This window comes from Cohaesibacter marisflavi, from assembly GCF_900115225.1.
GTDB classification, from domain to species: Bacteria; Pseudomonadota; Alphaproteobacteria; order Rhizobiales; family Cohaesibacteraceae; genus Cohaesibacter; species Cohaesibacter marisflavi.
Genome location: NZ_FOVR01000002.1, coordinates 471,784 through 486,149, shown reverse-complemented (window position 1 = coordinate 486,149; position 14,366 = coordinate 471,784). Strand labels below are relative to the sequence as shown.

11 protein-coding genes and 1 pseudogene are annotated in these 14,366 nt (G+C 57.6%); all 12 read right to left on the bottom strand.

All coding sequences use genetic code 11. The features are described from left to right. Positions 1-24: 24 nt before the first annotated feature. The gene (add, locus tag BM258_RS05560) at positions 25-1,047 is read right to left on the bottom strand and encodes an adenosine deaminase (RefSeq protein ID WP_244544602.1); all 1,023 of its coding nucleotides are present in this window, start codon (positions 1,045-1,047) and stop codon (positions 25-27) included. A gap of 39 nt (positions 1,048-1,086) precedes the next feature. Beyond that, entirely contained in the window at positions 1,087-1,395 is a 309-nt protein-coding gene (locus tag BM258_RS05555; protein ID WP_090069808.1) for a hypothetical protein, read from the bottom strand. A 27-nt stretch (positions 1,396-1,422) separates the two neighbouring features. After that, complete coding sequence (locus tag BM258_RS05550; protein WP_090069806.1) at positions 1,423-2,661, bottom strand: phosphopentomutase; 1,239 nt, start codon at positions 2,659-2,661, stop codon at positions 1,423-1,425. Positions 2,662-2,747: 86 nt separating this feature from the next. Continuing rightward, complete coding sequence (deoA, locus tag BM258_RS05545) at positions 2,748-4,058, bottom strand: thymidine phosphorylase (RefSeq protein ID WP_090069804.1); 1,311 nt, start codon at positions 4,056-4,058, stop codon at positions 2,748-2,750. After that, positions 4,058-4,816, bottom strand: coding sequence for a deoxyribose-phosphate aldolase (gene deoC, locus BM258_RS05540; RefSeq protein ID WP_090069802.1), 759 nt, complete (start codon positions 4,814-4,816; stop codon positions 4,058-4,060). The genes deoA and deoC overlap by 1 nt, the downstream gene beginning before the upstream one ends. 67 nt (positions 4,817-4,883) lie before the next feature. Continuing rightward, positions 4,884-5,699 carry a purine-nucleoside phosphorylase gene (locus BM258_RS05535; protein WP_090069800.1) on the bottom strand — a complete coding sequence of 272 codons (816 nt, stop codon included), beginning with the start codon at positions 5,697-5,699 and terminating at the stop codon, positions 4,884-4,886. 135 nt (positions 5,700-5,834) lie between these two features. After that, the gene (gene cdd, locus BM258_RS05530) at positions 5,835-6,281 is read right to left on the bottom strand and encodes a cytidine deaminase (RefSeq protein WP_342029350.1); all 447 of its coding nucleotides are present in this window, start codon (positions 6,279-6,281) and stop codon (positions 5,835-5,837) included. A gap of 9 nt (positions 6,282-6,290) precedes the next feature. Then, positions 6,291-7,262, bottom strand: coding sequence for an ABC transporter permease (locus BM258_RS05525; protein ID WP_090069796.1), 972 nt, complete (start codon positions 7,260-7,262; stop codon positions 6,291-6,293). A gap of 12 nt (positions 7,263-7,274) precedes the next feature. After that, positions 7,275-8,393 (bottom strand): ABC transporter permease, encoded by a 1,119-nt coding sequence (locus BM258_RS05520; RefSeq protein WP_090069794.1) that lies wholly within the window; start codon positions 8,391-8,393, stop codon positions 7,275-7,277. Between the two features lie 101 nt (positions 8,394-8,494). Continuing rightward, positions 8,495-9,988, bottom strand: a pseudogene (locus tag BM258_RS05515) (ABC transporter ATP-binding protein); the annotation flags it as partial. Between the two features lie 346 nt (positions 9,989-10,334). Then, positions 10,335-11,333 (bottom strand): BMP family lipoprotein, encoded by a 999-nt coding sequence (locus tag BM258_RS05510; protein WP_175527934.1) that lies wholly within the window; start codon positions 11,331-11,333, stop codon positions 10,335-10,337. Between the two features lie 525 nt (positions 11,334-11,858). After that, positions 11,859-14,357, bottom strand: coding sequence for an ATP-dependent helicase HrpB (gene hrpB / locus BM258_RS05500; RefSeq protein ID WP_090069790.1), 2,499 nt, complete (start codon positions 14,355-14,357; stop codon positions 11,859-11,861). Positions 14,358-14,366: the final 9 nt, after the last annotated feature.

Sequence of the window (14,366 nt, the reverse complement as noted above, 5' to 3'; positions counted from 1 at the left end):
GCCGAGGGTGTTGATATCACCCGCTCACGTAACCGGTTCAAGACGCGCCAAAAGGCTGGCTCTGGTTTCCTCATCCACAAAAGCGGCGTCAAGCGAGCGACGGGTAAAGCCAAGCATGGTGGCGTCATTCCACCCGGTCACGGCCTGCATACCATCATATTCTTTGCCAATGGAGGTGGAGAAGAAGGGCGGGTCATCCGATGAGAGGGTTGTCAGCACTCCTGCCTCCATCAAGGCCTTGAGCGGATGCTTGCTGAGCGAAGAATAAAGCCCAAGCTCCACGTTGGAATGGGGGCAAACCTCCAGCAAGATGGCATCATCGGCCAGTCTCTTGACGAGATCGGGGTCGTCAATGGAGCGCACCCCATGGCCAATGCGTATGACAGGCAGATGATCGAGCGCATCTTTCACGCTTTCCGGTCCACCAAATTCCCCCGCATGGGTGGTGCAGGCAAGGCCTGCATCGTGCGCAATTTCAAAGGCCGGAGCGAACGCTCGCTGGCTATAGAGGCGTTCATCGCCGCCCATGCCGAAGCCTGTTACCAACGGATGGGGCGTGGCGACCACGCGCTTAGCAACCTCTATGGCAGCTTCCGGCCCCATATGCCGTAAGCAGGTGACGATAAAGCGCGCGTCGATCGGAAAGCCTGCTTTGCCGCTCTTGGCTTTGGCACGCTCATAGCCTTCACTTATGCCTTCAAGCAGATTTTCATAGCTCATGCCGAGCAGCGCCACATGATCGGGCGAAAGAAAAAACTCAGTGTAGAAACAGCCTTCAGCAGCGTTGCGTAGCAGATAGTCTTCGGTCAGATCCGCATAATCCTGAGGCGTGCAGATGACTGCGGCCACCTTGTCGTAACATTCAAGAAAATTGGTGAAATCAGACCAGATATAACTGCCATCTTCACGCATGAAGGCATCCAGATTCTTGCCATGGCGCTCGGCCAGCCTATGCACCAGCTCGGGATGTGCGGCGCCTTCGATATGGACATGCAATTCGGCCTTCAAAAGCCTCTGGCCAGAGGGAGCGGAGTTTGCTTGCATCATTGTTTTCTTGTTCAATCTCTTTGCATGCGGGCGGCTCCATCAGGAGCCCTTGGTGTCATTTTCCCATCGGCATTGCCAGCGTTTGGACGGATAGGTGCGCTCGCAGACGAGCCACTGCCCGCATGGATGCTTGCCTTTAAGGCGGCTCATCTGCCGCCCGAAACCATCGGCCATGGGCCAGAGGTCCGCCCCCGCTTTTTGGGCATCCGTCGGGCAGGCGCTTGCCTCTGTCTGCATCATGGACCGTATGCTCTCACCATCTCCCTTGCCATCTGCCCTGCCATCTGAATGTGCTGCAGAAGCGCTGTATGCTGCGACCATCAGAGTGAGACAAGATTTAAGAAGCATCGCTCTCCACATGCGCGAGGTCCTTGATCAAGCTTTGAGGAAGGATGTGCCATGCTTGCCCGAAGCAAGCCCCAGATGCTCGGCCACCGTCTCGCCAATATCGGCAAAGGTGTTACGCTGACCGGCATAGCGGCCTGCGATATCCGGCCCGAACATTAGAACCGGCACCTGCTCGCGGGTGTGGTCTGTGCCCTGCCATGTCGGGTCGCAGCCATGATCGGCGGTCAGCACCACCAGATCACCGGGCTGAAGCACAGCTTCCAACTCGGGCAATCGGCCATCGAAATATTCAAGGGCAGCCGCATAGCCGGACACATCACGGCGATGGCCATAATGCATGTCGAAATCAACAAGATTGGAGAAGACCAGATCCCCGTCCTTGGCCTCGGCGATGGCCTTCAGCGTCTCATCAAAGATCATTGGATTGCCCGTGGCCTTGATCTTTTTCGTCACTCCCTGGGCGGCGAAAATATCCGAGATCTTGCCAACGGCCAGCACCTGACGACCGGCATCCTTGGCTCGGTCGAGCAAGGTTGGCTCCGGTGGCAGAACCGAATAGTCATGACGGTTGCCGGTGCGTTCGAAATCGGCGGGTGTCTCACCAATGAACGGACGGGCAATGACGCGGCCAATATTGTATGGGGCAACCAGATCGAAGGCGATTTCGCAAATTTCATAGAGGCGATCCAGCCCGAAATGCTCTTCATGGGCTGCGATCTGATAAACCGAGTCAGCGCTGGTGTAGCAGATCGGCATGCAGGTGCGGATGCTCTCTTCGCCCAACTCGTTGATGATCACCGTGCCGGAGGCATGCTTGTCGCCAAGAATACCCGGCAGGCCTGTTTTCTCCAGAAAGGCCTTGGTCATTTCCGGCGGGAAGGTCGGCTGTGTTTCTGGGAAATAGCCCCAATCGAAAGGCACCGGCACACCGGCGATTTCCCAGTGGCCAGAGGGCGTATCCTTGCCGATGGAAACCTCGACCGCGTTGGCGCAAAGCCCCTTTGGCTCCCCTTCGTCGATGAGATTGGCGGGCCGGCTGCCCGTTGCCTTCTGGGCGACCAGTCCAAGCCCCAGACGGTCCATATTTGGTAGGCTCAGAGGCCCGGAACGCAAACCTTCTTTATCGCCCTCACCGCGTGCACAGGCACTGGCGATATGGCCCAACGTATCCGAGCCTTTGTCGGAGGTCGGCTTGCCGAATTTTTCCGCATCCGGCGCGTTGCCGATGCCGAAGGAATCTAGAACCAGAATGAATGCGCGTGCCATGAGACACCCCCTTTATCTTATAATTCAGGAAAGGGAGCGGCAGGAGCCTCCCGACCGCCGCTCGACCTTTTGTTTTGCATGATCGATCATTGATCGATGATGTCATAGACGGTTTTGCTCTCCGTCCCCTTTTCGCCGATGCGATAGGCAGAGCGAATGCGGGCGGTTGCCTTTTCGATCTGCTCCTGACTATTGGCATAAACGCGCGCGATAGGCGTGTTGGCGTCAACAGAAACGCCAAGTCCTGCGAGCGCGTCGAAACCGACGGAATGATCAATTGGATCAGCTGCGCGGATGCGCCCACCGCCCAGCTCGACCACGGCAATGCCCACTTCCCGCGTATCGATAGCCTGAACGAAGCCGTCTTCCTGCGCGTAGATGTCGGCGACCATCGGGGCAAGCGTCAGATGATCTTCCATATTCTCGATGAAGTCCGTCGGGCCACCAAGGGCGGCAACCATCTCGCTGAATTTCTCGGCGGCACGGCCAGACCGGAAAGCCTCTTCTATCTTCTCTGTGCCTTCCGCGCGGCTGGCAACAATGCCACCAATCAGCAGCATTTCTGCGCAAAGGGCGACGGTGATCTCCCAGTTGCGCGGATCAACCACGTCACCGGTCAGGAACTGCACCGCATTTTTCATTTCGATCGCGTTGCCCGCAGCGCTCGCCAACGGCTCGTTCATATCGGTGATAAGCGCGGAGGTCTTCACCCCTGCCCCATTGGCAACGGTCACGAGGCTCTTGGCCAGCGCGACACTTTCATCATGGGTTGGCATAAAGGCACCCGAGCCGGATTTGACATCAAGCACCAGCCCCTCAAGCCCGGCCGCCAGCTTCTTGGAGAGGATAGAAGCGGTGATGAGATGGATGCTTTCCACCGTCGCAGTGACATCGCGGATGCCGTAAAAGCGTTTATCGGCGGGAGCCAGATCTGCGGTCTGGCCGATCACGGCGCAGCCAACCTCTTTTGTCACCTTGCGGAAAAGGGCATTGTCCGGCTGGGTGACATAACCGGGAATGGAATCGAACTTGTCCAGCGTGCCGCCCGTATGTCCGAGGCCTCGCCCCGAGATCATCGGCACGAAAGCACCACAGGCAGCGAGCGCTGGCGCCAGCATCAGCGAGGTGTTGTCGCCCACGCCACCGGTGGAATGCTTGTCGACCACAGGGCCGTCCAGCTCTGACCAGTCCAGCACCGAGCCGGAATCGCGCATGGCCAATGTCAGTGCCACGCGCTCGTCCAGCTCCATGCCCTGAAAGAACACGGCCATCGCCAATGCAGAGATCTGCCCTTCGGTCACGGAGCCATCAGTGATGCCCGAGACAAAGAAGCCGATTTCCTCGGCACTCAGCGTGCCGCCGTCCCGTTTTTTGCGTATGATTTCCTGTGGCAGCATCAATAGCCGTCTCCTGCCTTTGCGGTTTGGCCCTGCATGGTGGCGAGCAAAGCATCGAGCACGCCAGAAGCGCCGAAACGGAAATGATCCGGCGTTGCCCAGTCTGAGCCCATATATTTCGCGGCAATTGCCAGATAGGTGCCAGCGTCTTCCAGCGTTCTGACGCCTCCGGCGGGCTTGAAGCCGACCGGCTTACCGCTCTCGGCGATGGCCTCCATCATGATTTCAGCCGCTTCCGGGGTGGCGTTCGTCTTCACCTTGCCGGTCGAGGTCTTGATGAAATCGGCACCGGCTTCAATGGCCATATCGGCGGCGGCGCGGATTATGTCCGCATCCTGCAACTCACCGGTTTCCAGAATGGTTTTCAGCTTGGCTGGCGCGGGAACAGCCTCTCGCACCTTCAGCACCATGGTCTCGGCAAAGCCGCGACGCCCCACTTTAAAAGCCTCATAGGGGATGACCAGATCGATCTCGTCGGCCCCGTCTTCCAAAGCTTTGGCTGTTTCGTCCAGCGTGGCAAACAGATCTTCCCCGCCATGGGGGAAGTTGACCACTGTTGCGACCTTTATCGTTGTGCCACCAAGGCATTCCTTTGCCTTTTTGACAAAGTGCGGCCAGACGCAAACCGCAGCCGTGTTGCCATAAAAGGTCTTTGCGCGCTGACACAGCGCCTCGATGGCAGCATCATCGCAGTCATCGTTGAGATTGGTCAGGTCGAGCAGAGAGATGGCCTTTTGAGCCAGTTGTTTTTGTTCCATTTTATTCTCTTTACCAGTAGGGATTCTCCGCAGAGTCTGGCACCCCAAGCATCACGATCGTGATGCTCTAGACAGCCAATGCCTGCAAATAGGCGCGGATCACCTTGATCAGCTTTTGTGCGCCGATCGGTCCGACTTCCTTGGTCTCTTCGTGAGACAATTCGGTTCCGGTCATGCCGGCCCCATAGTTTGTAATGGTGGACACCGCCGCAACGCGCATCCCCATCCAGCGGGCAAGGATGACTTCCGGCACGGTGGACATGCCAACCGCATCAGCCCCCAGAATGCGGGCCGCACGGATTTCGGCAGGCGTTTCGAAATTGGGGCCGGAGAACCATGCATAGACGCCAGACGCCAGCTTTATGTCGGCAGAAGCCGCAGCACGGGTCAGGCCTGCGCGGATCTCGGCGTCATAGGCTTCTGTGAGCCCGACAAAGCGATCATCCGTTTCCACGCCGATGAGCGGCGAGCGACCAGACCAGTTGATATGGTCATCGATCAGCATCAATTCCCCCGGAGCCACCTCTTCGCGCAGGGAGCCTGCGGCGTTGGTCAGCAGAAGCTGCTCGCAGCCCAGAGCCTTAAGGGTTGCCAGTGGCTGCTTCATCACAGTGGCGTCGCCATGTTCATAATAGTGCGCGCGGCCAGCCAGAATGGCAACCCGGACGCCCATCAGCGTACCGACCACCAGTTCAGATGCATGAGAAGAAACCGAGGAGACGGGAAAGCCGGGCAAACTCTGATAAGGAAAGCGCTCGGCGCCTTCCACTTCATCGGCCAAGGCCCCCAGTCCTGAACCCAGAACCATACCGACCTCAATAGGGCCTTCGACTTTTTCCAGCACACGTTTGGCTGCATCTTGAGCGAGACCAATAACGGTCATGTGCGCATCTCCCTCTCATGTTTCGAGCATTGAAATGTAATGCAATGCTGTGGCAATTCAATGTCACGTCATCCGGCCCTTGCCGATGCAGTATCGGCAGGTGTGAGCCCTTGGCCGGTTTCCCCTGACGTGTGGTTATCTGTTTTCTTCCAGATCGAAGGCCGCAGGCAAAAGCGCTTCCAGTGTGAAGCTCTGCTTGATGCCGGTCAGATCGGCAGCGTGGACGATGGTGTCCGGACTGCCAAACTCCCTGATCCGCTGGCGGCACCCGCCGCAAGGGGTAATGGGCGGTGTGTGATCGGCAATCACCACCAGTTCCTCGATCGCCCTGCTGTCCGCCACCTCGTTACTCGCCATGATCATGGCCGAGATGGCAGAGGTTTCCGCGCACCAACCTTCCGGATAGGAGGCGTTTTCGATATTGCATCCGGTGTGAACCGTGCCCGAGCGCGTGCGCAAGGCAACGCCAACGGGAAAGCGCGAATAGGGCACATGGGCCTTTTCGCGCGCGCTGGTGGCCAGCGTCAGAAGCGCCAGCGTCTTTTCGGTCACAGCGATGGGCTTGTCACTCATCCCACTCATGGGTCTCTCCTAGCGTTCCTTGGTGTAAGGCACACCACTCGCCTTGGGCGGAATGGACTTACCGATAAAGCCAGCAAGCAGCACAACGGTCAGCACATAAGGCAAAGCCTGCATGGCCTGCACGGGCACCTCGCCGATAACCGGCAATTGCGTGCCCTGCAAGCGGATGCCAACGGCATCAAGGAAGCCGAACAGGAAGCAGGCTCCCAGCGCATTGACGGGTTTCCATTTGGCAAAGACCAGAGCGGCGAGTGCGATGAAGCCCTTGCCTGCCGTCATGTCCTTGGAGAAGCCTGCCGACTGGGCAATGGACAGATAAGCCCCTGCAAAACCGCATAGAATACCCGTGATGACAACAGCCCGGTAGCGCATCCAGGCAACCGAGATACCTGCCGTATCCACCGCACCGGGATTTTCCCCCACAGCGCGCAGACGCAATCCGAAGCGCGTGCGGTAAAGCACCCACCATGTCAGCGGAATGGCGACGAAGGAGGCGTAAACCAGCAGAGAATGGCCGGATATGATATCCGAATAGATCGGCCCGAGCACCGGTATCCCCCGCACGCTATCTGTGAACGGCAGGGTGATTTCGTTGAAGCGGGCCGTATTGGGCAATTGCGGTGTCTTGCCGCCACGGCTGAACCATGCCTGCCCGAGCAGGGCGGTGAGGCCACTGGCAACGAAGTTGATGGCCACGCCGGAAACGATCTGGTTGCCCCGCTGGGTGATGGAAGCAAAGCCATGCACCAGCGCCAGACCAATGGACACCAATATGGCAGCCAGCAGCCCAAGCCATGCGGAGCCGGTCACGGCGGCCACGCAGCCAGCCGCGAAGGCACCGCCAAGCATCTTGCCCTCCAGACCGATATCAACGACGCCTGAGCGTTCGGAATAAAGCCCGGCAAGGCAGGCAAAAAGAAGCGGAACAGAAAGGCGCACGGCTGAATCTGTCGTAAGAATGAGTGTTTGAAAGAAATCCATGGTCACGCCCCCTTACGCTTCTTGTCCAAGATCATCATGTCTTGATGTGAAAATCCGCACCAGCGCGGGACGGAACATATGCTCCATGGCACCGGCAAACAGGATCACCAGACCCTGAATAGAAATGATCATATCGCGGGTGATCTTGGGCATTTCAAAGGCCAGCTCGGCGCCGCCCTGATAGAGCATGCCAAACAGGATTGATGCCATGATGATGCCCACCGGATGGGACCGCCCCATCAGGGCCACGGCGATGCCGACAAAGCCGTAGCCGGTAACATAATCCAGCAGCAGGCGGTTCTGAGCGCCCATGACCTCATTGAGCGCCATGAGCCCGGCAAGCCCGCCGGAGATCATCATCGTGATGATGATGATGCGCGAAAGGTTCATGCCCGCATAGACAGCAGCATCCTGATTGGTTCCGAAGGTGCGGATGGCATAGCCAAGGCGCGTGCGCCAGATGAGCGCCCAAACGAAGACACAAGCCAAAAGCGCAACCACAAAGGAAAGATTGAGAGGCGACGAGGCCATCTCGATGCCGAACCATCCGGCCACATCATGAATGAAGGGTAGACGGCCGCCTTCAAGGAAAGTGCGGCTTTCCGGCTGCATGGAGCCGGGCTGCTTGAATACACGCACCAGCAGATAGGCCATCAGCGAATAGGAAATGAAGTTGAACATGATCGTGGTGATCACGATGTGACTGCCGCGCTTGGCCTGAAGATAGGCCGGAATGGCAGCCCATGCGGCGCCAAACACCGCCGCGCCAATGAGCGCGAAGGGGAATGTCACATACCATGGCACATAATGATCGAGCGCAAGACAGGCGAGCGTAACCCCGAGACCACCCACATAGGCCTGCCCTTCCCCGCCGATGTTGAACATGCCCGCATGGGCAGCAACCGCAACGGCAAGGCCGGTAAAGATGAAGTTGGTGGTGTAATAGAGCGTAAAGCCGATGCCCTCGCTATAGCCCAGCGAGCCCTGCACCAGCCAATAAACCGCTTCAAGCGGGTTTTCACCGATGAGCAATACCACCAGACCGGACACCAGCAAGGCGGCTGCCAGATTGAGCAGTGGGATCAGGCCATAATCGACCCAACGGGGTAGCTTTTCAGATTGCGCGCTCATTCTTTACCCCCTTTGGCCATTTCAACGAGGGCCTCATCTGTATTGTCGCGGGCCAGTTCTGCACTGACCATCGGGTCGGAGCCCATTTCGGACGGGTCGTCAATACCAGCCATCATCAAGCCGAGTTCTTGCTCGCTTGCGCCTGCGGGGCGCTCGCCGACGATCTTGCCATCAAACATGACGAGGATACGGTCGGACAGAGAGCGGATTTCATCCAGCTCCACCGATACCAGCAAAATAGCCTTGCCAGCATCGCGCATTTCGATAAGCCGTTTGTGAATAAATTCGATAGCGCCGATATCAACCCCGCGTGTTGGTTGACCAACGAGCAGGATATCCGGATCACGCTCCATTTCGCGCGCCAGCACCAGTTTCTGCTGGTTGCCGCCCGAAAAGTTGGCCGCTTTCAAATGCGGATCGGGCGGACGCACATCGAAATCCACCATGAAGTCCTGCGTTTCCTTCAGGATTGCAGTGAGATCGAGAAACAGGCCTTCACCATATTTCTTCTGGTCCTGATAGCCAAGGATCATATTTTCCTTGGCCGGGAATTTGGTGACAAGGCCGGTGCGGTGACGATCTTCTGGCACATGAGCCATGCCGCGATGGCGTCGGTCCAGCGCATCGGCCTTAGTGGTCACTTCACCATTGATCGTGATGGAGCCCGAGCGGGCGGTGATCATGCCTGCGATGGCTTCCATCAGCTCGCTCTGGCCATTGCCGGAGACCCCTGCTATGCCAACAATCTCGCCCGCGCAGACCTTGAAGGACACATCCTTGACCAGATCAACGCCGCGCTTGTCGGTGACCGTCAGATTTTCAACCGAGAGCACTTCACGGGTCGGGTTGCTGGGGCCTTTCTCAACATTGAGCAACACATGGCGACCAACCATCATTTCAGCCAACTGCTCAACGGAGGTTTCCGAGGTGTGCACCGACCCCACCATTTCGCCGCGGCGCATGACCGAGACCTCATCGGTGATAGCCATGATCTCGCGCAGCTTGTGGGTGATGAGAAGGATGGTTTTGCCCTGATCGCGCAACTGCCCGAGAATGCGGAATAGATGGTCTGCTTCAGCCGGGGTCAAAACGCCCGTGGGCTCATCCAGAATAAGGATATCAGCGCCCCGATAAAGCGCCTTAAGAATCTCGACCCGCTGCTGCAAGCCAACGGGGAGATCCTGTATAAGGGCATCGGGATCGATATTGAGTTCATATTCATCGGCCAGACGCTTGAGTTCGGCGCGCGCCTTGTCCACGCCCTTTTGCAGCAGGGACCCACCTTCGACGCCGAGCACCACATTCTCGAGCACCGAGAAATTATCAACCAGCATGAAATGCTGATGCACCATGCCGATGCCAATGGCGATGGCCTTCTGACTATCGGGAATGGTTTCTCGCTTGCCATTCACATAGATTTCGCCATCATCGGCCTGATAAAAGCCATAGAGGATGGACATCAGCGTCGATTTGCCTGCGCCATTCTCGCCGATGATCCCGTGAATGGAGCCTTTTGCGACATTCAGATCGATATTCTTGTTGGCATAAACCGGGCCGAACCGCTTTTCGATTCCGACCAGACGGATGGCGGGCACGCGCTCGCTTTGCCCGTCACCGGCGCTTTTTGCCCCGGTTCCATCGTTGCCCTGCGCCTTTGTTTTCTCGTCCAGATGCAAGATCTCTTCCCCAATTATCAGCCCCTCCCGACTATTCCTGTCTTACAGGGCGCGTCTTTAACCAGACCGCCCGACAGGGAAACCGGGACCCACTCTTCACCTCGAAGGCACAGTGGTATGGGTGGGCTTTGTTACTCAGGGGCCACTGACGCGGCCGGCTGGTAGATAGTTCGCGATCCAAGGGATCACTTGGCTATTGATGCTAATAAAAATGCGCCCCATCCGGGAATGAGGACGGGGCACATTTCATTTCAGGGTCAACTACTTAGAATGGGCAGCTGTTGTCGGCACGGTAATCGTGGACAACGATCTTGCCATCAATGATTTCCTTGGATGCCTGATCGACAGCTGCGCGCATGTCATCGGTGATCAGGTCCTTGTTGTTTTCATCATCAGCCCAGGCCACGCCATCTTCAGCCAGGCCGAGAACATAGATGCCTGAAGACCAGTCGTCAGAGGCCAGATCCTTGAAGGCATTGTAAACAGCGGTATCAACGCGCTTGACCATGGAGGTCAGGACGTTGCCCGGATGCAGGGCATTCTGGTTGGAGTCAACACCGATACCCAGTTTACCTGCATCAGCTGCGGCCTGCAGAACGCCAGCGCCCGAACCGCCAGCAGCGTGATAGATCACGTCAGCGCCACGGTCGATCTGGGATTTTGTCAGCTCGCCACCCTTCACAGGGTCATTCCATGCAGCACCGGTGGTGCCAATCATGTTTTCAAAGATTTCAATGTCCGGATTGGCAGCCTTGGCACCCTGCTTGTAACCGCAAGCAAAAGCGCGGATGAGCGGGATGTCCATACCACCAACGAAGCCGACCTTGCCGGTCTGTGATGCTTTGGCTGCCAGAAGACCGACGAGGAAGGAGCCTTCATGCTCCTTGAAAACGATCGAACGCACGTTTGGCAGGTCTACAACCATATCAACGATAGCAAATTTCGTATCCGGGAATTCTGGAGCCACTTTCTTCAGGGCTTCAGCCTGAGAAAAACCGATAGCCACGATCGGATCATATCCGCGCTGGGCAAAGCGACGCAGAGCCTGTTCGCGCTGGGCATCATTCTGGATCTCGAAGTCACGATAGTCAGTGCCGGTATCCTTCTGGTAGGCTTCCGCACCATTATAGGCGGACTGGTTGAAGGACTGGTCGTTTTTACCGCCCAGGTCATAGACCACAGCAGGCTTGATTTCAGCAGCGAGTGCAGGTGCTACAACCATCATGGTTGCCAGTGCAGCAGCACCGAAAAATTGACGCAACATGTCTAACCCCTTTTAATTGGTATGCTGTATCGATTGCTCAATCGATCGCTTCAACGATCTGTTGTTCTATCATGTTTTGCCCTGACCCCGGATTGCGCTTAAGCAGCATGAAGACCGATAAAGTCGAAAAACGACCGGTTCCATTCGTAACAACTTGTCGGCAAACTGAGGGCCTCTTGCAACACATTGCGGACAGTCTTGCACGGTCTGATGCTCTTTGCAGCCAGAATCTTCGCTTTTCACCACCGGGATGAGGCCTTTTGTTGCATTTATCAGTCCCCGCAAGCAAAAAGCGTTTCCCAGCCTCTTGTTAAGAGAGAATTGGCGATAAAAACACGAGCCATTTTGAAAAATCGTGATACGAATCCGAATAAATTTGAGGGATTTTTTCACCCCCGCTCTCATTTTACGAACAGCAAGAACCGATTTGCTATCAAGCGTGCCATAAATGATTTGTTGATAACTAACCCTTTGGCGCAAATCTGATGTCTATGAGCGGCTATCAGGTCTTCCCACCACTAAGGATCATTTGCGGGGCTTGGCGCGGCGGGTTGCTTCGGTGTTGATCGGATCATCCGGCCAGACATGCTTTGGATATTGCCCGCGCATATCGGCCTTGACATCTTTCCACGATCCACGCCAGAAGCCTGGCAGATCACGCGTCACCTGAATGGGGCGCTGGGCAGGAGAGAGCAGATGTAACAGCAGCGGCAGCTTTCCGCCCATAATCGCCGGATGCACATCAAGGCCAAACAATTCCTGCACGCGCACGGCAAGAACAGGGCCATTTTCAGCTGCATAATCAATGGGAATACGCGAGCCGGTGGGCACGGTAAAATGGGTTGGCAGTGCCGTTTCCAGCGCAGCCAACCGATCATAGGGCACCATGGCTTTAAGTGCCGCAGAAAGGTCACCGGCAGAGATATCCGAGAGCGCCATTTTGCCGGCAAGGAAAGGGGCAAGCCAATTTTCCAGCCCGTCCAGCAACCCCTGATCGGAAAGATCCGGCCAGCCATCTTCCCGCTCGGAAACAAAGCGCACACGACCGCGCCAGCGCTCAAGCTCCTTGGTGAAGGGTAAGAGCCGCAGCCCCCCTTTGCGAATCGCGTCTATCAGCGCCTTCTGGATCGCGTCGGCTGAGGGCTCTTTCAAGCGCTGTTCGGCCAACACAATGCGCCCCAGCCGCGTTTGCAGCTTGGCGGAAACAGCTCCTGAATTCTGGTCAAAACTGATGGCTTCTTCCTGATGGATGAGAGCGGCGAACTCCTCTTCGATGACCTTGCGGGCAATGGGGGCAGCCAGCGTTATACGCGCGTTGGCAGCAGCGCCTTGCAGATCGGCCACAACGAGGAAGGTCTCCGCGTTGAGCGGATCATCAGGCTGGAGCACACCTCCACGGCCCGAAGCCAGCAGATAGCGCCCCTCGGCGCCGCGTCGCATGGCAATCCGGTCCGGATAGGCAAGCGCCAGAATGCGGCCAGCGTCCTCAGTATTCGCCCTCTTGTCGCGGCTCTTGCCAGTCCAGCGTTTGGCCAGCGCTTTGATATCCCTTGCCCGCGGCAATTTCCCAGCGATGAGATCCTGTAACAGACGGCGCATATCATTGTGGCGCAAGCGTCCCCCCTCGCTTAGCAGTGCTGCCATCATCGCAGCCAGTTCCTCAGCCCCTGCCTTGCGGGCCATGACGAGCATATGCGCGAGCCGTGGCGGCAGAGGCAAGGCGGCCAGCGCCTTGCCATGGGCCGTGATCGCTGCTGCGTCATCCAGCGCGCCGAAGGATTGCAGCAGTTTGACCGCTTCTGCCCAACCGGCTGCGGGCGGTTCATCCAGCCATCTGAGATTGGTTGGGTCACTCTCGCCCCAAAGAGCCAGATCCAACACAAGGCGGGAGAGATCTGTCTCAAGAATTTCAGGCGGCTCGAAGGCTGGCAACGCGGCGGTTTGCCCCTTGTCCCACAGACGATAGCAGACACCCGGCTCGGTGCGACCGGCGCGCCCCTGTCGCTGATCGGCACTGGCGCGGGAAACGCGCACTGTCTCCAACCGCGAAATGCCAAGGTTGGGCTCAAAGCGAGGACGTCGCACAAGGCCAGCATCAATGATGATACGGACGCCATCGATGGTCAGCGAAGTTTCGGCAATGGAGGTGGCCAGCACGATCTTGCGTTTGCCTTCTGGCGGCGATGCAATGGCGCGATCCTGATCCTTGCCTTCCATGGCGCCATAGAGCGGGGCAAGGATGATGTCTTTGTCCCTCTTGAGCCGCTCGGCCAGACGATCCTCGACGCGATGGATTTCGGCCTGTCCGGGCAGGAAGACCAGAAGCGAGCCTTCATCCTCGTTCAACGCTTGCAGCACGGCATCGCAGACGGCACTTTCCAGCCTGTCGTGCGGTTTGCGCGGCAGATGGCGGGTCTCGACCGGATAGGCGCGCCCCATGCTCTCGATAACCGGCGCTCCTTCGAGAATGGAAGCCACACGCCCCCCATCCAGCGTGGCGGACATGACCACGAGGCGCAAATCTTCACGCAAGGCCGCCTGCCCTTCAAGCGTGAAGGCCAGCGCCATATCCGCATCAAGACTACGCTCGTGGAATTCATCGAACAGAACCGCCGCAACTCCCTCAAGGCTGGGGTCATCCACGATCATGCGGGCGAAGACGCCCTCCGTTACCACTTCGATGATGGTCTCCTTGGAAATGCGGCTTTCCATGCGCACCCGATAGCCGACGCGCTTGCCAACCGGCTCACCAAGCAGCTGTGCCATGCGACGGGCCGCCGCCCTTGCGGCAAGACGGCGCGGCTCGAGCATGATAATCTTGCCATTGCCCTCTGACGTCATGGCAGCAAGCCATGGCTGATCGAGCAAGGCCAGCGGTACGCAGGTGGTTTTACCGGCACCGGGTGGCGCGATCAGCACGGCCCGTGTCCCCGTGTCAAGCGCGGCCAGAAAGCCGGGCAATGCTTCCCGGATGGGCAGATCAGGCAGAAAGGCGGGCAATGAAATGGAAGGCTTCTCGGTCATATGTTGGCC

Coding starts and splice junctions, on each gene's coding strand:
- add (WP_244544602.1), bottom strand. CDS start 1,047: ATGATGCAAGCAAACTCCGCTCCCTCTGGCCAGAGGCTTTTGAAGGCC.
- BM258_RS05555 (WP_090069808.1), bottom strand. CDS start 1,395: ATGCTTCTTAAATCTTGTCTCACTCTGATGGTCGCAGCATACAGCGCT.
- BM258_RS05550 (WP_090069806.1), bottom strand. CDS start 2,661: ATGGCACGCGCATTCATTCTGGTTCTAGATTCCTTCGGCATCGGCAAC.
- deoA (WP_090069804.1), bottom strand. CDS start 4,058: ATGCTGCCACAGGAAATCATACGCAAAAAACGGGACGGCGGCACGCTG.
- deoC (WP_090069802.1), bottom strand. CDS start 4,816: ATGGAACAAAAACAACTGGCTCAAAAGGCCATCTCTCTGCTCGACCTG.
- BM258_RS05535 (WP_090069800.1), bottom strand. CDS start 5,699: ATGACCGTTATTGGTCTCGCTCAAGATGCAGCCAAACGTGTGCTGGAA.
- cdd (WP_342029350.1), bottom strand. CDS start 6,281: ATGAGTGGGATGAGTGACAAGCCCATCGCTGTGACCGAAAAGACGCTG.
- BM258_RS05525 (WP_090069796.1), bottom strand. CDS start 7,262: ATGGATTTCTTTCAAACACTCATTCTTACGACAGATTCAGCCGTGCGC.
- BM258_RS05520 (WP_090069794.1), bottom strand. CDS start 8,393: ATGAGCGCGCAATCTGAAAAGCTACCCCGTTGGGTCGATTATGGCCTG.
- BM258_RS05510 (WP_175527934.1), bottom strand. CDS start 11,333: ATGTTGCGTCAATTTTTCGGTGCTGCTGCACTGGCAACCATGATGGTT.
- hrpB (WP_090069790.1), bottom strand. CDS start 14,357: ATGACCGAGAAGCCTTCCATTTCATTGCCCGCCTTTCTGCCTGATCTG.